A 20,932-nucleotide genomic window follows, 5' to 3' on the forward strand; every position below is an offset into this window, starting at 1 on the left:
ATTCAATCAAGCAGCTTTATCAAATATTGTTTTAACAATTATCGGGCTTGTTATGATTGTTTTTTTTAGCCATACTCTACTCAATATCCGTACAGATGCACTTGTCAACGAGAAATATACCAGTGTTGCCAACGATATACAGTTTAAAACCCAATCATACATTGATGCGAAAAAAGAGTCTATTTTATTTATTGCACTCTCTCTGGCACAGGATGATCGATACATCAATGCGCTTGCATCATCAGCTAAACCAAATTTTGATCTGGATACGTTTATAGAAAACCTACGTCTTAATACAGACTATCAAAATGTATGGATACAGGTCTCTGATGAAAAAGGAATAAGTTTATACAGGAGTTGGACCGACAAAAATGGTGATGATCTTAGTAAAGTGCGTAAAGACATTATCCAAATGATCCATGATCCAAAAGTCAGGTCAACTATAAGTACAGGCATTTATGATATGACTTTTAAAGCGATGGTTCCCATACTGAAAGATGGCAAATATATGGGCACTATCGAAGTCATCTCAAAATTTAACTCTATTTCCAGACAATTGTCCAATATAGGATATGAATCTGTATTACTTGTCGACAGAGCCTATACGGATCAGATCAAGAGACCTTTCACAAAAATGTTTTTGGATGATTACTATATTGCGAATTTAAATGCTTCGGAGTCAAATCGACACTATATTCAGAATTTTGGCATTGAAAAACTATTGCATGACAAAAACACCTATATCATTGATCAAAAGCATAATCAATTTATCACCAAATATGTACAAAAAGATATCAATGGCAAGGATATGGCATATTTTATTTTATTCTATCCATTAGATAAGATCGATCTAAGTCATATCAACTTTTTTCACAATGCGATATTACTTTTTATCTCTTTATTGATCATCGGTATATATCTGGTGTTGCAATTGCTTAGATCCAAACATAAAAAAGAAAAGACCGATCTGAAGAATCAACTCTTATCAAAAGAGATTGAAGAGAAAAATAATGAATTGGAAGAACAACATGACTTTTTACAGAAAGTGATTAATGGTATAGACCAATCTGTTATGGTTATAGATAAAGAATCTAATGTTCTCTTGGCAAATGATGCAGCTAAAAAATTCGATGATAAAAAAATGATAAAAGGGATATCACAACCTAAATGCTATGAATTATCACATTCTCAAGATCATAGTTATAACTGTGACCAACAACCATGGCCACTTATAGATACATTTGATAAACAAAAAAGTGTACAGAAGATTCATAAGTATATGACTCCTTCAGGAGAGGATGAGTACATTGAATTAACATCGACACCACTCTATAACAGAGATAATGAACTCTGTGCCGTTGTAGAATTAGGCCACAATATCACAGAGCACTTGAGAATACAAAAAGTACTTGAAGAACAAAAAGATGAGCTTGATTATCAAGCACATTATGATGCTTTGACCGGACTTCCAAATAGAGTACTCTTCTTGGATCGATTAAAGCATTCGATAGATATTGCAAAACGTGACAACAATAAAATTGCATTGATCTTTATCGATCTGGACCATTTTAAAGAGATCAATGACTCCATAGGCCATCATGCAGGAGATTACATTCTTAAAAAGTGTGCAAAAAGACTGAAATCTATGTTGAAAAACAGTGATACAGTATCAAGGTTCGGAGGTGATGAGTTTACCATTATCCTGGAAAAGATCGATAATGATAATGAGATCGTCGATATCGTACAACGCATGCTTCATAAACTCCAGGAACCTTACTTTTATGAACACAGAAAATTGTACAGTGGCGCGAGTATCGGGATAAGCATTTATCCGGAAAATGGATACAGCGATCAAGAGTTACTCAAGAACGCAGATGCGGCTATGTACGAAGCAAAAGAAAAAAGTAGAAATACCTACAGTTTCTATACACAAGCTATGACACAAAAAGCACATGAAAGAGTGGTTCTGGAGACTAAGCTAAGAGAAGCGCTTATATACAATGCATTTACACTGCATTATCAACCTATCATCAATATGCAAACAAATAAGGTGATAGGATATGAGGCACTGCTTCGCTGGATAGACTTAGATGGTACTATCATATATCCAGACGCCTTTATATCGATCGTGGAAGAGATAGGACTCATCATTGATATAGGAAAATCCATATTAAATAGTGTTTTTTTACAAGCTGTCACATGGAAAAAAATAAATATGCCGTTTGAACGGATATCCATTAATATCTCTGCAAAACAGTTAAAAGACCCTGACTTTATACCTTTTATTGAACAACTGCTGAAACATACTGAATGTGCATCTGAATGGATAGAATTTGAGATCATTGAAAGTTTTATCATTGGAGATATTGTTGAAGCGATAGATATACTGGAAAAGATCAGAAACATAGGTATCAACATCAGTTTGGACGATTTTGGTACAGGGTATTCATCATTATCCTATCTTAAAAAACTTCCGATCGACAAACTCAAAATAGACAAATCCTTCATCGATGACATACCCATTGATGAAAATGATATGATGATCACAAAGACCATTATCAATCTCGCAAAATATATGAATATCGATGTCCTGGCTGAAGGTGTTGAAACCATAGAACAAGAGAAGTTTTTGATAGAAACCGGGTGTAACCTGGCTCAAGGATACCTCTACGATAAGCCATTATCAGTCAAAGAGATAAATAAAAAGTGGAATGCTGCTTTAGATGAATTATAAATTTGGTTGCGGAGACCGGATTTGAACTCACTACCTTCGGGGGGATACATTTTATACCATAAGATTGCGAAGCTGACTTGCCAAATTCCATTATAGCTTTAAATATGGATTTTATTGCACATGTAGTACACGCTACTTTAGGATAATTGATATATTGCATAAAAGGATATGTCATGAAAATGTTTTATATTTTCGCAGTGATACTGTTAGTTTCAATAAGTAGTTATGGTGCTTCGAACCAGAATGCAAGCCAAAACGCACAGAACCCAAATCAAGAAATACTGGACAGACTGAGTGATCTTGAGACAAAAATAGATGACCTAGCTGGTCCCCAAGTTACAGCAACTTTTTGTATGTCTCAAGATCGTGCAATTAGTTTAGGGGCCGACTGGATACTTCAAATCGATGCAGAGTTTGAAGCTGGTGTTGGTTGGGCGGAAGTTTTTAGCGGAGAGGGGACATACGAATCAAAGATACCTGCTGGACCTATTCCATCAGAAACAGCTATTAGTGTAGCTGCAAGTAAAGGACGGGGTCTCAATGTCTGTGTAGACTTACCTATAAGACTTGGTCCGACAGATACCGCTTTACTTACTGAACTTGCTCAGGATATTAATGTTAATGCTAACGATTTTCCTGATCGAGGAAAATTTCAACGTAGGGCTCATCGTCTGCTTAATTACACTAAACTTCGTGTTCCTGGAGTACAAATACGTACAGATGCAGATCCAGCATTTTCCACTCTTGCTGTTATACAGGAAGAGGAAGAGGGTAGTGATGATGAATTTGACGTGAGTGATACGGCGGTTGAGAATATATTTACTAACGGCCTCAGAGGAGGGAATGGCCCTTTCGCTGTTTTCAAAAATACAGATATTAAAAACCTGGTTGCTTCTCTTGGTGGATTACCAACAGATATAACTGCAATGATAAATGATCCCGAACAGATAATCAACCCGATTTCAGATGCCGTAAATAGTGGAATCGATAACATGGATTGTGCAAGCTTTGGTATTGATACAGGGTTACGTAATGAAAAGCCGGGACTTAATAAGCTTTGTAACAGACTTGAAGGGCTCCCTGATTACTCGGATATAGAGCGTGTACTTTCCGGTGAACTTATTGGTGAACTCTTTTCAGCGTTAGATACTCTTACAATCGGTGATACCGCAGGTAATGTAAAAGATGGTGCACAGAATAGGTTTTGTCAAACTAGAATTGGCCAGCTTCCAAAATTTGATCAATTTTGTAAGCGATAATAAAGACTAAAAGGATAGAAATAAAAGGGGATGGAATCACTTCCGTCCCACATAATAATTATAGAAAATCACTATTACAGTTCTAATAGAGCTGTTAGCGATGGAAAAGTAAAATGAAAACAATTAAAAGTAAAAGTGTTGTAAGATTATGAAAACGCCAATTCTAACAATAAACGCAATTTTACAAATCAAGACCAAGAAGTCTTTATGAATATCTCGCAAAAAAAGATATCAGCTGTTAAACTGTTATTGACAACTGGAAATTATATTAACGCTTCTAAAGAATAAGGTCACCCCCCCTCACAGAAAAGGTTTGGCATTTATTTTAAATAGGGATGGTCATGTCCTAGAAATATTAGCCAAAGTTAACTGATCTAAGAAGACAGCTATAAAAAACGATACTTAACCAAGAGTCCGAGCGGAATTTCTTTGTATTGCTAAGCTATGCTACGACTCATCTAATATACTCACAAGAATTCGCTACACAGGCAATACACACTTTCATAATATTCTATAAAAAATAGGAGAATAGTTATGAAAACATTAAACATTAAAAACATTTTACTTGCTGGTACTGTAAGTGTAGGTGGAAATGATGATTATGTTTACGATTCGCCAAATAATTATAAAAGGAAAATAAAATGCTTGAAACGATTGCAATTATTCTAATTATACTTTGGGCTCTTGGACTTGTCAGTGCATATACTATGGGCGGATTCATCCATATTCTTCTAGTCATTGCAATTGTGGTTATTTTGATTCGTGTTATTAAAGGTCGTCGCATACTTTAAAGAGTCAAAAATAGCTCTGCACAGAAAACATCTGGCTTCTATTTTTTAGTTACTTGTATCTGGCGGAGAATCAAATCGAAAAGGAAGTAAAATGAATGCAATCAGAATTTTTGGGATCATACTGATCATAGCTGGTGCACTAGGTTTAGCATACAGCAGTTTCAGCTACACTAAGGATACAGAGGCGGTCAAGGTGGGACCAGTAGAGATGACCGTAGAAGAAAAACAGACGGTAAATATTCCAGTTTGGGCTGGTACTGGTGCCATAGTATTAGGCAGCTTGATATTGCTTTTGGGAAACAGACGAAGCTAAATAGAGTATTTTGGGTAACTAGGTAGATCAGACATTTATTTGAAAGTCACCCAAAATAAAACAAACTTATTACATAATAATTTATGATATAATAAGTTTATCTAAAGAAATAGGAGAATAATAATGAAAAATATAAACGTTAAAAAGATGTTAGTTGCTATTTCAGTTGCAGGGTTGATCTCTGGATGTGCTCAGCCCGGCCCAAAAACACAAAAAGGTGCTCTGATCGGAGCCGGTACCGGAGCAGTGGTTGGTGCAGTATCTGGAGGTTCTGTACTTAAATCAGCAGCCGTCGGTACAGCCATAGGTGCAGGTGTTGGATATTACGAAGACACAAAATAAGATAAACACCCGTAAAAAGTGTAAAATTAGACCTCTGTCTAATTCAGCCTTTAGTTGACTCATTACAAAGCCCTACATAGAGAGACATTCTGACCATTTTGGGAGTGTAGTGAGTCAAGAAATGCGTCAAGCATATGACTTTTTTTCATCTTCATCTCTTGTATTTCACCCATTCTAACAATAAACATGATTTTCTAAATGTAGTGTGAACGAGGGGATTAATCGAATATTGGCTATCCTTTTTCACTACGATAAAGATGTGACAACTCAAGAATATACTATGCATTTGCAAATACAGTTGCAACACAATTCGCTTAAGTTTTAGCTGCTTGATCAAGGTGAAATTACACATGTGATTAGAATTGGCGATTAATTTAACGATGTAGTAGATGCTTATGATTGGTTGCGGAAACAGGATTTGAACCTGTGACCTTTGGGTTATGAGCCCAACGAGCTACCAGACTGCTCTATTCCGCGACATTTTGTTGTAGTAAATTGTTTGCTTAAAAAAAGATTCAGGTTAGTGAAAATATTCAGAAGAAAATAATTGGTTGCGGGAGCCGGATTTGAACCAACGACCTTCGGGTTATGAGCCCGACGAGCTACCAAACTGCTCTATCCCGCGACAGGAAATCATAAATCTTTACGATTTAATTGGAGTGAGATTGTATCTTGATTTAATTAAACCAAGATTAAATCTTATGGATGGGGTAGAGGGATTCGAACCCCCGAATAACGGTACCAAAAACCGTTGCCTTACCGCTTGGCGATACCCCAATCGATATAAGCTAACTGCTTATGTGGACGGCATTATAGCACCATATACTTCACATGTCAAGGGGTTTGAAAGAAAAATTTAAAAAAGTTTCTAAAGTGAAGTACGAGATAGGTATAATACGATTCATAATATATACAGTATAAAACAGTAATAAAAGTTTTTGGAGTAATTGAATGTCAATTGAAGCGATTAAAAGAGTAGAAAAAGCGATTGAAGATATAAAACATGGGAAAATGGTCATCATGATGGATGATGAAGATCGTGAAAATGAAGGTGATCTTGTTTATGCAGCGACGTTCTCTACACCGGATATGGTAAACTTCATGGCAAAAGAAGCCAGAGGACTGATCTGTACACCCATCACCAATGAGATCGCCTCCAGGCTTGATCTAGCACCCATGGTAAGCAATAATGTGTCTGCCCATGAAACGGCATTTACTGTATCTATAGACTCTACCAATGCTGAGACAGGTATCTCTGCAGCAGAGAGAGATGACTGTATCTCCAAACTTGCGAATCCTCAAACAGTGAGTGAAGACTTTGTACGTCCGGGGCATATCTTTCCGTTGATCGCCAAAGATGGTGGTGTTTTAGTACGAACCGGGCACACTGAAGGTTCTGTAGATCTCTGTAAGCTCGCTGGACTTGCTCCTGCAGCTGTGATCTGTGAGATCATCAAAGATGATGGCAAAATGGCACGAATGGATGACCTTAAGATCTTTTCACAAGAGCATGATCTCTCCATCGTGTATATTTCAGATATCGTTGAATACCGTTTGGCCCATGAAAAACTTATCAAACGTATCAAAGAAGAAGATTGTGAACTCAGGGGTATCAAAGTAGAAAAGATCACATACTGTGACCATCTCGATAGAACACATACCGTCATACAGTTTTACAAACCACATGAAACTGCCAATGTGAAGTTCCATAATATAGGCTCAGATATAGGACTGGTGCTTGACGACAAACGTTTTGATGCACTCAACAACTCTATGGAGTACTTAAAAATCAATGGAGGAACATTGATCTTCCTTGATACTAAAGTGATCTCTCACGAACAGGCCAAAGAGTTTGGCGTGGGTGCACAGATACTCAAAGACCTTGGTATTAAAAATATTAATCTGCTTACCACAAATAAAGACACGGAATTTGTCGGACTGGCAGGTTTTGGACTGGATGTCATAGAAAAAATTGAGATCATATAATACACATTGGTCCCAACATCTAACAAATAGGAGCAAATACTCCTATTTAAACTTTCTTACTTAATTCTATGTTAAAATGATTCTTATACTTATACAAAAGGATGGTTAATGATAAAAGAGACTTTTAACCCAAATCCAGAACTCGCTGCAAATGCCGCAATTAAAAATATGGATGAATATTGGGCGTTACAAAACAAGGCTTTAGAAGACTATGAAGGTTTTTGGAAAGAATATGCTGACGAGAAGATCGATTGGTTAGCTCCTTATGATCAAGTACTTGACGAGAGTGATGCACCTTTTTATAAGTGGTTTATCAATGGTAAACTCAATGTTTCCAACCAGTGTATCGACAGACACCTTGCAGACAAAGCAGATAAAACCGCTATCTTATTCGAGGGTGACAGAGGCGATGTAGAGCAGATCACTTATGCGCAGCTCTCATTACGTGTAAATAGAATGGCAAACCTGCTCAGAAATGAATTTGGTGTAGGCAAAGGAGACAGGGTTGTACTCTATATGCCGATGATCCCTGAAGCTGCCTATGCGATGCTTGCATGTGCCCGTATCGGTGCAATACACTCTATCGTTTTTGGCGGTTTTTCTACAGAAGCACTAAAAGACCGTATCGAAGATGCAGAAGCGAAGCTTGTGATCACTGCTGATGGTGCCTACAGAAAAGGGAAACCTTATATGCTTAAACAAGTGGTCGATGATGCACTCTCTCAAGGTGGAAAGAGTGTTGAAGCAGTACTTGTCGTAAAAAGAAACAATGAAGAGATCAACTGGATAGAGGGTAGAGACCATGATTACAACGAACTGATCACATCTCAGCATGCAGAGTGCCCATTTGAACTGATGGACAGTGAAGACCCGCTTTTCTTACTCTATACCTCAGGAAGTACGGGTAAACCAAAAGGGGTACAGCATGCGAGTGCAGGGTACATTCTTTGGGCACAAATGACCATGGAGTGGGTCTTTGATCTCAAAGAGGATGATGTCTACTGGTGTACCGCAGACATCGGTTGGATCACAGGGCATACGTATATTGTTTATGGACCTTTAGCCGCCGGTACAACAACACTCATGTTCGAAGGCGTACCGACATACCCTGATGCAGGCCGTGCATGGAAAATGGTACAAGACCATAAGATCAACCAGTTCTATACTGCACCGACTGCGATCCGTGTGCTGCATAAGATGGGAGAACATGAGCCTGAAAAATATGACCTCTCAAGTTTAAAGGTACTGGGAACCGTTGGAGAACCGATAGATCCGCCGGCATGGAAATGGTATTATGAAACCGTAGGTAATTCAAAATGTGCCATAGTGGATACATGGTGGCAGACAGAAACAGGTGGACATATGATCTCGCCACTGCCTGGTGCTACGCCTATCAGACCCGGATGTGCGACATTTGCACTACCGGGGATCATCGCAGAGGTCATTGATCCTGATGGCACGTCTAAAAAAGTAGGGGAGACAGGACTCCTTTGTATTACAAGACCTTGGCCAAGTATGATCAGAAATATTTGGGGTGATCCTGAACGTTATAAAAAAGCATACTTTGGTGATGCAGTAAAAGACGGTAAACCGGTTTATTTCTCCGGAGATGGTGCAGTAGTTGATGAAGATGGCTACATTACGATCACAGGTCGTGTGGATGATGTGATTAATGTTTCCGGTCACCGTATGGGAACCGCTGAGATCGAAGCAGCAGTAAAAAAAGATGATTCTGTAGCAGAAGTTGCTGTTGTAGGACGTCCACATGAGATCAAAGGTGAATCTATTTTCATCTATATCGTACTCAAAGAGGGGCATATCAACAAAGATATCAAGAATCATATCAATGCGTTGCTTGCAGCTGAGATCGGTAATATTGCCAAAGCAGATCATATCATTGAAGTACCTGGATTACCTAAAACACGTTCCGGTAAGATCATGAGAAGGATTTTACGTTCTATCGCGAAACACGAAGAGATCACGCAGGATATATCCACACTTGAAGATCCGTCTATCGTTAAGGAGATCGAAACAAAAGCAAGAGAAGCCTAAGCACTTCTGATTCATCGTATTTCCCGATTTGGATCGGGAAATAGTATTTATTTATCCATCAACTCTTTGACTTTCAACAGATCCTCAAACACTTCTTTTTTAGCACTTGGATTTCTAAGTAAATAACTTGGATGATAGGTAGGAATGACCGTATAGTCATTTTGTTTGTGTATCGTACCTCTCACTTTACTGATCTCTGTATCATCCCCTGTAAGATAGTGATATGCAGTTGCACCCAGCGTGACTATGAGCTTTGGCCGTATCAGTTCGATCTGCTTCATCAAGTAGGGTTGACAGGTATGTGCCTGGGTTGGGGTAGGTGTTGCATTATTTGCTGGACGGCATTTTACGATATTGGTGATGTAGACATCTGATCGGGAAACCAGCAATACATTTTCTATCATTTTCGTGAGCAGTTCACCCGATCTACCGACAAAAGGTTTACCCGAACTGTCTTCCATCGTACCTGGTCCTTCACCGATAAAAAGTATATCTGCTTGTGGATCACCCTCTCCAAATACCACTTTCTGACGACTTTTACTCAGTTCACACAGATGACACTCCATGGCTTGTTTTTTCAGTGACTCCAGTGTATTTGGAAGTCTAAGGTCCTGTTCATCTTCTTTGTAGGGTGTGACTGATGTATATTTGTACCCCAATTGTTTCAATTGATAAAGTTGTTTAAGTAAAAGTGCATTTCGCAGGTTCTTCATGGAGATATTATACTCCCTAATCTCTTAATATGTACACTCTTGCTACTAAACTAAAGAGTTAACTCTAAAACAACTTATTTTGTTTATTATTTTTGTTCTCTTGCTCATAATAAACTAAAACAGTTTACCATAGATACTTTGAATCAAAACCTGAGGGTAGTAAAAAGAGAAGCGTGGCGAAAACTATGGCTTACCCAAAAAAGATATTGATAGGTAGAGACCTCTAAACAGTTAGCGTTTATATGTTTGTAGTGTTCTAATAAAATACGAAAATAGTACACTTCCTGCTGAACAGTTGACATAATACTTAAAAGCCTTCTTACAAGAGTTCTATTTTGTTTTCTCATTGGAAACGATTCCATTTTTTCCATTCATTTTTGCTCTATACAGTGCCTTATCCGCACGAGAAATTATACTCACTATGGTATCATTTGGAGAAAATGCCGTAACGCCCATACTGACCGTTTTATTACCGACTGTTTTAAAGTTATTCGCATCGACCTTTGACCTAATACTTTCTGCAACTTCTAACGCTGAGTTTAAATCTGTCTCCGTGCAGATTATAAGGAACTCTTCTCCTCCCCATCTTCCAAAGACATCAGTTTTACGTATCATAGGTAAGATGATAGCAACAAGATCAACTAAAACCTTATCCCCTATAATATGGCCATACTGATCATTTACACTTTTAAAGTCGTCGATATCTATTAAAATAATAGACAAATCATTACCATACCTTTGTGATCTTTGTATCTCCTCTTCTAAGAACTGATCTAAATATAAACGATTGCAAATCCCCGTAAGCGTATCTGTGAGGGAAAGTTTCGTTGTTTTTTTCACAGCTTCTTGAAGCTCTTTTTCTACTTCTTTTCTTTTTATGATCTGATTCCGTAGTAAAACGACCCAAACCATGGGAATTATCAATAAAACAATTAATCCAGCAATGATCTTCATAAGTACATAGTAATCGATTTCATGTTTATGGTCAAAGAACAGCCAATTACTATATAGATCATCTTTTTCTTTTTCAGTGATGGAATCCATGGCTTTCTGCAAGATATAAGCAAATTCAGGCCAATCCTTTCGTACAGCCATTCTCAATTCTAAATGCTCACCCATATCTCCGGAAATTTTTAAATTACTTAACCCATTTGCTTTAATATAGTGACTGCATGTTGCAATATTCTCTACCATAGCAAAAGCATTTCCATATGAGACCATTTTTAATCCCTCTTCTATGGTTGGGACTCCAATAAAATCCATTTTCGGATACTTTCTGGCAAGTATATGCTGAGTGATAGAGCCATTCTGTATAACTACTTTTTTTTCTTTAAGCTGTCGCAGGTCATGCAAATATGAGACATTGTCTTTTGTAATAATCGAGATAGGGAAAGAGAGATAAGGTTTAGTATAATTTACATATTGAATTTGATCTGCACTTAAAATAGACAGACCCAGCATGTCCAGTTCTTTTGATTCCATCTTATTCTTTACTTCAGACCGACTATAAAACGTTTCTACCTGAAACTTAACACCTATTTTTTTTTCGAGAATATCCAAATATGCACGAACCATTCCCGTATGTCCCATTGTATCAACATATTCAAAAGGTTGATAATTTTTATGAGCACCGATATTGATCACAGGATGTTCTTTTATCCATTTTAATTCTTCTTGGCTAAACTGAAGTTTTCTTTTATCTTTAAAGTCACTATAGAGAATATCATCAATAATATACTCTTTTTCAATAAGCCCTAAAATGAAATAGATATCTGCTATACGTCGTACCTTATTAATATCGACATGTCCTAAATCTATGTTATCCCTATAAGCATACTTTTTTAATACTCTTCCTTCATAGATCAAAGCATCTAAACTTTTGTTTTGTGTATTGTATTTAGTACTGATCAGCTTAGCCGTTTCTTCAATATGGGAAAAAGCATATTCCCAACCTTTCAATGTTGCCTTGTAGAATGCCTCTACCTGCTTAGGATGTTGCCTTAGTTCTTCTTTTGAAGTAAATAAGAGATCACCATAAAGGTCAAAACCATAATCTGCCGGATCCAATATATTGTATTTAATCCCTTTTTTCTTTAGTTGATAAGGTTCATTAGAGACGTAAGCACCCATAATATCTGTATTTTCTTCGATTAAGTCATTAAGATCAAAAGTATGTTCTTGTATCTTTATATCATTTAAGGAGAGTCCCTGATTCGCTAACATCGCTACAATTGAAGCTGAATTGATCAGATCATTAGTAATCATTGCCCGCTTGTTTTTCAGGTCTGATACACTCTTGATATTTGATGATTCTTTAGATAGAAGTATGTGTGGTGATTTTTGAAAAATGGCTCCGAGTATAATGATCGGCTTATCTTGAATCCTATCAATAATCAATGATGATCTGCCAACACCAAAGTTACTTTTCCCTTCAAGCACTTCATCCCTAACATTCATTCCATATTTGAATTCTTTTAACGCTACATCTAATCCTGAATGTTTATAGAATCCTTTCTCTTTTGCCATGTAATAACCAGCAAACTGAAACTGGTGAAGCCATAAAAGTTGAACAGATACTTTTTCAAGATCATCATCTCCAGACTTAGAGTTATCTGCATTTATGATAGATGAAAATAAAATAAATAATATTAAAAATATTTTATTCATCTTTTTATCCCTTACATAAAGATTTACTAACTCGCCATTGGTCCTCTAAATATTATAATTATTTTAACTTGATCATCTACACTTATATATACATTTATAAATTATTTATAAATCAATTATACCCATATTTTTTATCTGAAGAAAATAATTTTCAGTAATAATTTTTTTATTATTCTTCCTACTGTTCGTTAATAATAGCATTTTGAATATAATATTCAGAAATTAAAAAATTAAAAATATTTTAGATGATTTTTTAGCCTATTTTTAGGTTAGCTCGCTAAAGTGCACATTATATCCTAAAGGAAAAAATATGGATCAACAGACAAACAATGAGTATGGTATCAAGGTTGCGATGTTTATAAACGAACCCAAATATTTAGGTACTATCTCTGAAGAAGAAGCCAAAGCCCTAGGTGCCACACTTTTTAGCTATACCTATGGAGATGAATCTCTAGGGTACAAACTTACAATATATTGGGCTGTAAACACACATGAAGACACCATTGTTCGTGCACGTTATACGTATGAAGGAATAGCGTCCGGTATTGCAGTCAATCATATACTGGCGCTCATTTGTACGAATAAAAGCATACCACAGATCAATGACATCTCTTACAAAGCTTTGGAACGCTTGCTGCGTGACAACCCTACGATAGAAGCACTCCCTGCTTCTGAACGCTATACGATCACTTTCGCGATTGATGCTGCAAAATTGGCGGTAAAAGAGTATATTCATACACCGCTGAGCCATGAAGAAAAAACTGTTCCCTGTAAAGACAGCCCAATGAGCATTGCCTCTATCAAAGAGTCTATTGAATTACATAACATCGATACACTCGAAGGCCTTGTAGAGTATACAAAAGCAGGATCTTCGGACGCTGCTTGCAAAGAGAACCTTTTAAGCTACATTGAGGCACACCAAAAATTATTGGAAGAACAAAAAGAAGCAGAGAATGCGTTGGCGGATGTACCGTTTAGAGAACTAAGTACAGGATATAAAATTATGGCAGTGGAGACTGCCATAGACAACACTGTAAGACAGTTTCTTATTATGGATGGTGGCGATATCGATGTGCTTAATGTCAAAGAGAACGGTGAGATATTTGAGGTTTACATCAGTTATCTTGGTGCATGCAGTGACTGTTCCAGTTCAGGTACAGGTACACTCCAGGCCATACAAAATGCGCTAAGGGATAAACTCGATCCAAATATCTATGTTATTGCTATTTAATGATAAAAGTAAGATCCAGGTCTTTTAAAAGCCATACGTTATTGTATGGCTTTATTTATTTTGACACTCTTTGTTAGATTACTCTTCAGGACATTGATTGCATTCATCAAAAATTTCATCCATACCTTCGATAGATTTTATCTCGCTAATACATTTTTCCATTGATTTTATAAAGCTTTCTGTCACTTTACCCTCTGATTCACAATAGATCGTGAGCATACGACAGTATCTTTTGATCAACGGTAAGGGTACAATCGAACTGTCACCCATCTTCTCTTCTATTTTTTCTAAAAACTTCTTTTCACACGTGTCTGCTATCTCTTGCATGTTCATTTTTAACCCTTAATCTTTTGTAAACGTAGTGTAGCAGAAGATAGATAAAGGTGTGAAAATAAAAATCTTTTATCCCCCTATCAAATCTATACTAAAAGATTAGAACGAAACATATGAAGCAGATGTGTGAGAATTTTATATTTAATAATATCAGTTTTATATTATCTTTTTTACGTTACTATAGATAGACCAAATCATAGGTTATCTAAGAAATGAGAGGTAAAAGTATGAAGTTTTGCACTAGTTGTGGTCATAAGGTTTCCCCGTCTGACCGTTTTTGCAGTAATTGTGGCATGGAATTAAGTCATGTGACCGACAATGCCGGTTTTATAAAATCGGATCTGAAAGTTCAAAATATTATTTCTGATACAAAAAAATCTGCAAAAAAAGTAAGAAAACTGCTATTACCGACATTATCAGTATTCATCGTCGGTGGAGTTGCATTGGTAGCATACAAGATCATAAAAGATCAGGAGCAGGAAAAAGTGTACGCCGTTCGTGATCAGGCATTACAGGAACAGGAAGCTAAACAAAGGTTAATAAAACTGGAAGAATGCGTACTTGAAAATTTTGCCAATGCGCATGGTAACAGTAAGAAGGTTTGGAGTTATCTAAAGGTCATGTGTTCGTTAAAAAATGCAGAAGTGGGCAAGTATCAAAACGAATGGGGGAAAAATTTGGAATTACTCAAAAACAAGAGAGCAAAGGAAGCTATGATCGTCCATTAAAATAGATATTGACATATTTATTTAACTATGATAATATCCAATCAATGAAATCACATAAAGTATATTTTTTAGCGATCATCATTGTTATGTTGAATGTAATGTTCTTTGCTGGTTCATCATCTTCACTTATTGAGAATACATCGGAAACCAAAATAGAAGTTTCTCTTGAAGAGCAGGGATCGGAAGAGAAGTTAGATGAGAAGTTACTTGTCAATATGTCAACATTTTCGCTCAAGGATCCAACATTTTATACACTTTATGATTTTACTACACCTATTGTAGATCAACTTTATCTCAACAATATCTTTAAACCCCCTATATTCTCTTAAAGCACGATCACACTGCCTGCATTTGTTGGTATGTACTCGTGTGATTGTTCGTATATCAATATTTAACCAATACAAAAAAATGAAAAACATATATACATATTTAGGAGAATACACTCATGAAAAAATTATTAACACTTACAACTATAGCGAGTTTTTTACTAGTTTCTAACGGATCTGCATCGTCTCAAATGACAACAAAAGAAGAACAAATGTCCAGTACCATCCAAAATGCTGCTGCTGAGGATGGGTGGACACAATATACACCGACTATGCACAATGCTGCACAATCACTTTATTTCAAAAAAAGTATCAAAAATAAAGACTACTACACATACAGATATCAGAACAGACATCAGAATAAACGTATGACTGTGTATGCAAAAGTAGATTACACAGCAGATACTGTTAAGGTAGAATTCGTAGATAAAATAGCTATGAACCCGGGAAGACTCGGTATTGACAATAAAGTAGATAGAAGCTTGGATGAACTCAAAGAAGCAATTTCTATGAAGCTGGCTGCAGATTAAGAGCCGCAGCTTTATTTTCATTCCCATCAGAATGATGGGAATCATTCTAGAGATGAGAAAAAGTTCTAGAACATACCGATAAGACTTAAGGGTCTTATTTAAGACCCTCTGCAACAGTGATGGTCACCTGATTGGAGATAAATGTGATCATTATTCTTGCATTATCATTTTTCCATTCACAATTGCTTATTCCAAGTGTTTCTGAACATCCCTCAGGTTTACCCAGAAGTTCTACAGTTTCCTCATAGGTCATTCCGCTCTTGATTTTATCGTAATTCTCTTTAGTCACTTTGCTGCATCCACTTAACAATAAGATGAATATTGTGATGATCAAATACCGTTTTTTCAACTCTTTCCTTTTTATAGACTAGACTTATAAATGTATCATTTATATTTTTTGCATAGGGATTATAACAAAAGTTAAGAAAGATCACTCATAAATAGATAGGACATTCAAAAAAGATTTTATGGATCGGTTGTAATTGTATGTGGTGTTTTAAAGTAAGTTAGAAGTTATGAAGCGTAAGCTAAAGCCCTCAACAAGGGCTTTAAGGCTTACAGAGTAGGGCAATAATTATGCTTCTACAGTTACTTCTTTTTCCGTACCTTCCCAGATACCGTGCTTAGTACAGTAACCATGTGCATTAAGCTTAAGCTTTTTACCAGTTGGGATGATAGTAAAAGTTGTTGTGTTATGTGCTTTAGTGTTACCAAGAGTTCCCGGTACATACGTTGCTTTTGCAAGTTGAGTATCACCATCAAAAAGTGTTACAGATTCGATATAGTGATCAAAGTCATCCGGGTGAGTATACTCGTTACCCATTTTTACAGTTACTTCAAACGGCTCACCGGCTTTTGCAGTATCTGCACAGTGAATGAATGGAGAGTGTCTGTCGATAAGGTCTTTTTTCGCTTCTCTATCGATCTCTGAAATGTCTTGGTATTTGTTGATTTTTGGCATATTTTTCCTTTTTTATTTTTTTGTGGGATTATTATAGCACAAAAAAAATTAATTAGGATAAAATTTGTCTTATTTATTTCATTTTTATGTTCTTGTGCAAAACAGTACAGTCGAAAAACTCAAAAAGAGTCATTTGGTTCACTGTCATAAATCAATAGTGACGATAAAAAGAGTGTAATAGAATGTATATAAGAGGAGAAGAATCGTATAGATCAGACCATTCAGAACGTAACTCTTTGAATGGTCTAAGAAGTAGTCATATATTATGCTGTATAAAGATGTTTCGCTTTTTGAACGTGGAAGTTAAGTCCGATCTCTTTTTCTGTACATCCAAGCGCAAGCGCAACCATTTGCGGCATATGTAGTACCGGAAGTTCTACATCACGGCCCATCACTTTACTTATACTGTCCTGGTAGGTATCCATTTTCAAGTGACACAGAGGACATGGTGTGACCATGAGGTCTGCATTGTTATCCATGGCATCCAGCAGGGCATTACCGGCAAGCACTTCAGACGTATGGTTCGCTTGTAGTTCTACGTGGAAACCACAACATTTGTTCTTACTCTCATAATCTACCGGGTTACCTTCAAGTGCATCGATAAGACTGTCAAGAGATGTAGGTTTGTACGGGTTTTCATGACCATTCGCATCTTCATGCAATTCAGAAGGACGGATGTTATGACAACCGTAGAACGGTGCAATATTCAGATGACTGAGTGGTACTTGTACCTTATTTTTAACATTCTCCAAACCATACTCGTCGATAAGTGTGTAGAGGAAGTGTTTGATCTCAGATGTACCTTTGTACTCAAGCCCGACTTCCGCAAGTTTTTCGTTGACTCTCGCTTTAAGCTCCGGATCGGTATCAAGGGCATGTTTTGTCATCGCAGAGTTCAGCTGGCATGTATTACAGATCGTGATCATCGTAAGGCCCAGTTTTTCTGCATAACAGATGTTTCTCGCATTGAGTACGTGTGCCAAAAACTCATCGAAGTCCTGCAGGTGGCTTGCACCACAACAACTCGCTTCTTCCAATATAGTGATCTTGATACCCAACTTATCAGCTACTGCAAGTGTAGATGAAAGTAACTCAGGTGTAGACTGCTTCGCAGTACATCCTGTAAATAATGCATAGTGTAATTGTTCGCTCATCTTTTCTCCTTACAGTTTATTTGTTTGTGAAATTTCAATCAGTTTTTGAACTTCATCCAAGTTTTTGATCTTTGGAATACTGTCAATGAACGGTACCCCTGAATGCCAGTGAATTTTACCGCTTTTCATCATTTTCATCGCAGTACCTATGTGTTTATATGCACCGAGTAAGCCTTCAGAGTAGGTAACGATATCTGCTTCATCAAGATAACCGTACTTTTTCATACCTCTAAGGAAACCTTCTGCGTGTTTTGTTGCCACGTTTCGCTCAGCAATACCCTGTTCAAACTGCATGTTATGAAGTTTTGTGATCTTCTCTATAGGATTGATCTCTTTTGGACACGCTTCTGCACATTCAAAACACTTCACACAATCCCAAACACCTTGACCTGCCTGTGCAGTCAACTCCAGACGTTCTGCACCAGCACTGTCTCTCGTGTCTACAGTAAACCTATATGCCGCAGCAAAAGCAGCAGGTCCGAAGAACTCCGGGTTCACTTCAAGAGCAGGACATGAGTAGTGACACGCACCACACTGGATACAAAGATCAGAATCCAGGAAGTTATTGAACTCACTGATAGATTGCTTTGTCTCATGTGTTGGATGAGGATCAACGTCTGCAACGACATAAGGCTTGATCGCTGCATGTTTTTCCCAGAAGTCTGATTTGTCAATGATCATATCTTTGATAGCACGTTTTTTAGAACTTGGCTCAAGCGTGATGTCATTATCAAAAAGGTCTAAGAGTTCGATAGCATTTTGTTTACAGGCAAGAACCGCTTTTCCGTTGACTTTGATTGCACAGGCACCACAGATACCGTGACGACAAGAACGTCTATAAGAGAAACTTCCGTCATGCTCCCATTTGATTCTGTTCATAAGGTCAAGGATCAAATCATCTTTTCCTACTTCCATTTCATACTGCTTTGTATATGGAAGATAGTCTGTTTCAGCATTAAATCTGAATGCTTTTATTGTTACTTTTCTAGTTTCACTCATCATGACCTCCTTAATATGTTCTTTCTTTAGGCTCAAACTTACCAAGCACTACATCACCCCATTCTTGGGTAATGTTAAAATCTTTATCCATATATGCATAGGTATGCTTCAAGAACTTCTCATCATCTCTTTTAGGGAAGTCTTCACGATAGTGACCACCGCGGCTCTCTTCTCTGTTAAGCGCTCCGACAACAATGAACTTAGAGAACTCTAACATATGTCCAAGCTCTAAAGCTTCCTGAAGATCTGTATTGAAAGTGTCTGATTTGTCATCTATACGGATGTTGTTAAATCTTTCCAAAAGATCATCGATAAGCGCCATTTGTCTTTCTAAAGATTCTTTACTTCTGAATACACCTGCATCAGCGGTCATCCCGTTTTGAAGCTCGATTCTGAGTCCAGGAACCGTTTCAATACCGTTTGACGTTTTGATCTTATGCATCTCTTCGATCATTCTGTCAGCATCTGAAGCAGTAGCTTTACGCAATTCTATACCTTCATCAAGTGCCTTGATCATGTTTTCACCGGCATGACGACCAAAGAGCAGGGCTTCAAGTACTGAGTTTGCACCCAAACGGTTCGCTCCATGTACCGATACACATGAACACTCACCAGCTGCGTAGAAACCTTCTACCAATTCTCTTGGATTTTTACGAACCTGACAGTCGATATTTACGGGGATACCACCCATAGAGTAGTGCGCTGTTGCCGAAATATGAATAGGCTCTTTAAGCATGTCCTGTCCTTGGAACGCGATAGCAAGTTCACGTAGTTCCGGAAGGCGTGTTAAGATGATCTCAGGATCAAGGTGGGTAAGATCAATGTTCACTGACTGGCCATCCTTACCTACACCTCTACCTTGGCGTACCTCTTCCATAATAGCTCTGGATACAACGTCACGTGAAGCAAGTTCCATGGCATTTGGTGCATACTTGCTCATAAATCTTTCACCTTCAGAATTGTAAAGACGGCCACCTTCACCACGTGCCGCTTCTGAGATAAGTACACCTGAACCACCAAGTCCACTTGGATGGAACTGAACAAACTCCATATCTTCAAGAGGAAGACCATGACGTGCTACAATTGAAAGAGAATCACCCGTGTTCGCATGTGCATTTGAGTTAAATCTATAGGCTCTGGCATGTCCGCCTGTAGCGAACATCGTTACTTTTGCATTGAATATAGCCGGTTGTGAATTACGGATATTATAGGCAGCAACACCAGATACTTTTCCATCTTCATAGAGAAGATCAGCAGCATACCACTCATCAAATATCTCTACACCAGCACGGAATGCCTGCTCATAAATAGTCTGAAGCAGTGTAAGTCCTGTTCTGTCTTTTGCATAACATGCTCTAGGCTGGGACTGTCCACCAAAAGGTCTGATAGCAATATCACCTTCTTCATTTCTTGAGAATACAGCTCCCATTCGCTCTGCCCATCTGATAGTCTCAGGAGCTTTTGAACACATAAGTTCAACACAGTCCTGGTCTGCAAGATAGTCAGAACCTTTTACCGTATCGAACTCATGAAGTTCCGTAGAATCATCCTTACCAAGAGCGGCGTTAATTCCACCTTGTGCTGCGCCTGAGTGAGATCTTAATGGGTGAAGTTTTGTAATAACCGCTGTCTTTTTCCCTGCTTCTGTCAACTCTTTAGCTGCTGCCAGTCCAGCTAGTCCAGAACCAACGATGACTGCGTCATATTCGTAGATTTTAATATCTGAGTTTTTGCTCATAGTATCTATATCCTTTTGTTTACAATTTGGCCTATTATATCTTTTTAGCATTAATTTTCGTAATAAATTGGAGTA

At 37.5% G+C, this 20,932-nt stretch carries 19 protein-coding genes and 3 tRNA genes; 11 read left to right on the top strand and 11 right to left on the bottom strand.

The features are described from left to right. Positions 1-52 precede the first annotated feature (52 nt). The 5 genes from LDM98_RS02020 (at position 53) to LDM98_RS02040 (ending at position 5,439) form a co-directional block, all read left to right on the top strand. Entirely contained in the window at positions 53-2,734 is a 2,682-nt protein-coding gene (locus tag LDM98_RS02020; RefSeq protein WP_223897671.1) for an EAL domain-containing protein, read from the top strand. 173 nt (positions 2,735-2,907) lie between these two features. Then, positions 2,908-3,993: a hypothetical protein gene (locus LDM98_RS02025; RefSeq protein ID WP_223897672.1), complete on the top strand. Its 1,086-nt coding sequence runs from the start codon at positions 2,908-2,910 to the stop codon at positions 3,991-3,993. Between the two features lie 641 nt (positions 3,994-4,634). Beyond that, positions 4,635-4,784 carry a lmo0937 family membrane protein gene (locus tag LDM98_RS02030; RefSeq protein ID WP_223897673.1) on the top strand — a complete coding sequence of 50 codons (150 nt, stop codon included), beginning with the start codon at positions 4,635-4,637 and terminating at the stop codon, positions 4,782-4,784. 91 nt (positions 4,785-4,875) lie between these two features. Beyond that, positions 4,876-5,097, top strand: coding sequence for a hypothetical protein (locus LDM98_RS02035; protein ID WP_223897674.1), 222 nt, complete (start codon positions 4,876-4,878; stop codon positions 5,095-5,097). Positions 5,098-5,220: 123 nt separating this feature from the next. Next, positions 5,221-5,439, top strand: coding sequence for a YMGG-like glycine zipper-containing protein (locus LDM98_RS02040; protein WP_223897675.1), 219 nt, complete (start codon positions 5,221-5,223; stop codon positions 5,437-5,439). Between the two features lie 400 nt (positions 5,440-5,839). On the opposite strand, the gene LDM98_RS02045 is transcribed toward LDM98_RS02040, so the two are convergent. The 3 genes from LDM98_RS02045 to LDM98_RS02055 all read right to left on the bottom strand — a co-directional run bounded on the left by LDM98_RS02045 (position 5,840) and on the right by LDM98_RS02055 (position 6,216). Beyond that, a tRNA-Met gene (locus tag LDM98_RS02045) sits at positions 5,840-5,916 on the bottom strand. Between the two features lie 71 nt (positions 5,917-5,987). Continuing rightward, a tRNA-Met gene (locus LDM98_RS02050) sits at positions 5,988-6,064 on the bottom strand. 77 nt (positions 6,065-6,141) lie between these two features. After that, positions 6,142-6,216, bottom strand: a tRNA-Gln gene (locus LDM98_RS02055). 174 nt (positions 6,217-6,390) lie between these two features. Between LDM98_RS02055 and LDM98_RS02060 the strand changes: the two genes are divergently transcribed. Together LDM98_RS02060 and acs are read left to right on the top strand one after the other, a co-directional pair. Next, positions 6,391-7,425: a bifunctional 3,4-dihydroxy-2-butanone 4-phosphate synthase/GTP cyclohydrolase II gene (locus tag LDM98_RS02060; protein WP_223897676.1), complete on the top strand. Its 1,035-nt coding sequence runs from the start codon at positions 6,391-6,393 to the stop codon at positions 7,423-7,425. 108 nt (positions 7,426-7,533) lie between these two features. Beyond that, positions 7,534-9,477 carry an acetate--CoA ligase gene (gene acs, locus LDM98_RS02065; protein ID WP_223897677.1) on the top strand — a complete coding sequence of 648 codons (1,944 nt, stop codon included), beginning with the start codon at positions 7,534-7,536 and terminating at the stop codon, positions 9,475-9,477. A gap of 47 nt (positions 9,478-9,524) precedes the next feature. Here acs and LDM98_RS02070 read toward each other — a convergent pair whose 3' ends face one another. Beyond that, positions 9,525-10,190 (bottom strand): uracil-DNA glycosylase, encoded by a 666-nt coding sequence (locus LDM98_RS02070; RefSeq protein WP_223897678.1) that lies wholly within the window; start codon positions 10,188-10,190, stop codon positions 9,525-9,527. 330 nt (positions 10,191-10,520) lie between these two features. Continuing rightward, on the bottom strand, positions 10,521-12,857 hold the full coding sequence (locus tag LDM98_RS02075; RefSeq protein WP_223897679.1) for a diguanylate cyclase: 2,337 nt from the start codon (positions 12,855-12,857) through the stop codon (positions 10,521-10,523). A gap of 310 nt (positions 12,858-13,167) precedes the next feature. On the opposite strand from LDM98_RS02075, the gene LDM98_RS02080 reads away from it, so the two are divergent. Continuing rightward, positions 13,168-14,088 carry a NifU family protein gene (locus tag LDM98_RS02080; RefSeq protein ID WP_223897680.1) on the top strand — a complete coding sequence of 307 codons (921 nt, stop codon included), beginning with the start codon at positions 13,168-13,170 and terminating at the stop codon, positions 14,086-14,088. 78 nt (positions 14,089-14,166) lie between these two features. Here the strand turns inward: LDM98_RS02080 and LDM98_RS02085 are convergent, their stop codons facing one another. Continuing rightward, a complete protein-coding gene (locus LDM98_RS02085) occupies positions 14,167-14,421 on the bottom strand; it encodes a hypothetical protein (RefSeq protein ID WP_223897681.1) in 255 nt (84 codons plus the stop codon). 227 nt (positions 14,422-14,648) lie between these two features. Between LDM98_RS02085 and LDM98_RS02090 the strand changes: the two genes are divergently transcribed. The 3 genes from LDM98_RS02090 (at position 14,649) to LDM98_RS02100 (ending at position 16,005) form a co-directional block, all read left to right on the top strand. Beyond that, positions 14,649-15,149, top strand: coding sequence for a zinc-ribbon domain-containing protein (locus LDM98_RS02090; RefSeq protein WP_223897682.1), 501 nt, complete (start codon positions 14,649-14,651; stop codon positions 15,147-15,149). 44 nt (positions 15,150-15,193) lie between these two features. Continuing rightward, complete coding sequence (locus tag LDM98_RS02095; RefSeq protein WP_223897683.1) at positions 15,194-15,478, top strand: hypothetical protein; 285 nt, start codon at positions 15,194-15,196, stop codon at positions 15,476-15,478. A 116-nt stretch (positions 15,479-15,594) separates the two neighbouring features. Further along, on the top strand, positions 15,595-16,005 hold the full coding sequence (locus LDM98_RS02100) for a hypothetical protein (RefSeq protein WP_223897684.1): 411 nt from the start codon (positions 15,595-15,597) through the stop codon (positions 16,003-16,005). A gap of 94 nt (positions 16,006-16,099) precedes the next feature. Here the strand turns inward: LDM98_RS02100 and LDM98_RS02105 are convergent, their stop codons facing one another. From LDM98_RS02105 to LDM98_RS02125, 5 genes are all read right to left on the bottom strand, one after another. Continuing rightward, entirely contained in the window at positions 16,100-16,354 is a 255-nt protein-coding gene (locus LDM98_RS02105; protein WP_223897685.1) for a DUF3862 domain-containing protein, read from the bottom strand. A gap of 225 nt (positions 16,355-16,579) precedes the next feature. After that, positions 16,580-16,966, bottom strand: a complete 387-nt coding sequence (locus LDM98_RS02110; protein WP_223897686.1) for a class II SORL domain-containing protein — start codon at positions 16,964-16,966, stop codon at positions 16,580-16,582. A gap of 263 nt (positions 16,967-17,229) precedes the next feature. Continuing rightward, positions 17,230-18,120: a CoB--CoM heterodisulfide reductase iron-sulfur subunit B family protein gene (locus LDM98_RS02115; protein WP_223897687.1), complete on the bottom strand. Its 891-nt coding sequence runs from the start codon at positions 18,118-18,120 to the stop codon at positions 17,230-17,232. Between the two features lie 9 nt (positions 18,121-18,129). Next, entirely contained in the window at positions 18,130-19,119 is a 990-nt protein-coding gene (locus LDM98_RS02120; RefSeq protein ID WP_223897688.1) for a succinate dehydrogenase/fumarate reductase iron-sulfur subunit, read from the bottom strand. A gap of 10 nt (positions 19,120-19,129) precedes the next feature. Next, positions 19,130-20,857, bottom strand: coding sequence for an FAD-binding protein (locus LDM98_RS02125; RefSeq protein WP_223897689.1), 1,728 nt, complete (start codon positions 20,855-20,857; stop codon positions 19,130-19,132). Between the last annotated feature and the right edge of the window lie 75 nt (positions 20,858-20,932).

This window comes from Sulfurovum sp. TSL1 (genome assembly GCF_019972135.1).
Taxonomy (GTDB): domain Bacteria; phylum Campylobacterota; class Campylobacteria; order Campylobacterales; family Sulfurovaceae; genus Sulfurovum.

What these genes read in the sequence shown, in the direction of transcription:
- LDM98_RS02020 (WP_223897671.1), top strand. Translation starts at nt 53, where the DNA reads ATGATTGTTTTTTTTAGCCATACTCTACTCAATATCCGTACAGATGCA.
- LDM98_RS02025 (WP_223897672.1), top strand. Translation starts at nt 2,908, where the DNA reads ATGAAAATGTTTTATATTTTCGCAGTGATACTGTTAGTTTCAATAAGT.
- LDM98_RS02030 (WP_223897673.1), top strand. Translation starts at nt 4,635, where the DNA reads ATGCTTGAAACGATTGCAATTATTCTAATTATACTTTGGGCTCTTGGA.
- LDM98_RS02035 (WP_223897674.1), top strand. Translation starts at nt 4,876, where the DNA reads ATGAATGCAATCAGAATTTTTGGGATCATACTGATCATAGCTGGTGCA.
- LDM98_RS02040 (WP_223897675.1), top strand. Translation starts at nt 5,221, where the DNA reads ATGAAAAATATAAACGTTAAAAAGATGTTAGTTGCTATTTCAGTTGCA.
- LDM98_RS02060 (WP_223897676.1), top strand. Translation starts at nt 6,391, where the DNA reads ATGTCAATTGAAGCGATTAAAAGAGTAGAAAAAGCGATTGAAGATATA.
- acs (WP_223897677.1), top strand. Translation starts at nt 7,534, where the DNA reads ATGATAAAAGAGACTTTTAACCCAAATCCAGAACTCGCTGCAAATGCC.
- LDM98_RS02070 (WP_223897678.1), bottom strand. Translation starts at nt 10,190, where the DNA reads ATGAAGAACCTGCGAAATGCACTTTTACTTAAACAACTTTATCAATTG.
- LDM98_RS02075 (WP_223897679.1), bottom strand. Translation starts at nt 12,857, where the DNA reads ATGAATAAAATATTTTTAATATTATTTATTTTATTTTCATCTATCATA.
- LDM98_RS02080 (WP_223897680.1), top strand. Translation starts at nt 13,168, where the DNA reads ATGGATCAACAGACAAACAATGAGTATGGTATCAAGGTTGCGATGTTT.
- LDM98_RS02085 (WP_223897681.1), bottom strand. Translation starts at nt 14,421, where the DNA reads ATGAACATGCAAGAGATAGCAGACACGTGTGAAAAGAAGTTTTTAGAA.
- LDM98_RS02090 (WP_223897682.1), top strand. Translation starts at nt 14,649, where the DNA reads ATGAAGTTTTGCACTAGTTGTGGTCATAAGGTTTCCCCGTCTGACCGT.
- LDM98_RS02095 (WP_223897683.1), top strand. Translation starts at nt 15,194, where the DNA reads ATGAAATCACATAAAGTATATTTTTTAGCGATCATCATTGTTATGTTG.
- LDM98_RS02100 (WP_223897684.1), top strand. Translation starts at nt 15,595, where the DNA reads ATGAAAAAATTATTAACACTTACAACTATAGCGAGTTTTTTACTAGTT.
- LDM98_RS02110 (WP_223897686.1), bottom strand. Translation starts at nt 16,966, where the DNA reads ATGCCAAAAATCAACAAATACCAAGACATTTCAGAGATCGATAGAGAA.
- LDM98_RS02115 (WP_223897687.1), bottom strand. Translation starts at nt 18,120, where the DNA reads ATGAGCGAACAATTACACTATGCATTATTTACAGGATGTACTGCGAAG.
- LDM98_RS02120 (WP_223897688.1), bottom strand. Translation starts at nt 19,119, where the DNA reads ATGAGTGAAACTAGAAAAGTAACAATAAAAGCATTCAGATTTAATGCT.
- LDM98_RS02125 (WP_223897689.1), bottom strand. Translation starts at nt 20,857, where the DNA reads ATGAGCAAAAACTCAGATATTAAAATCTACGAATATGACGCAGTCATC.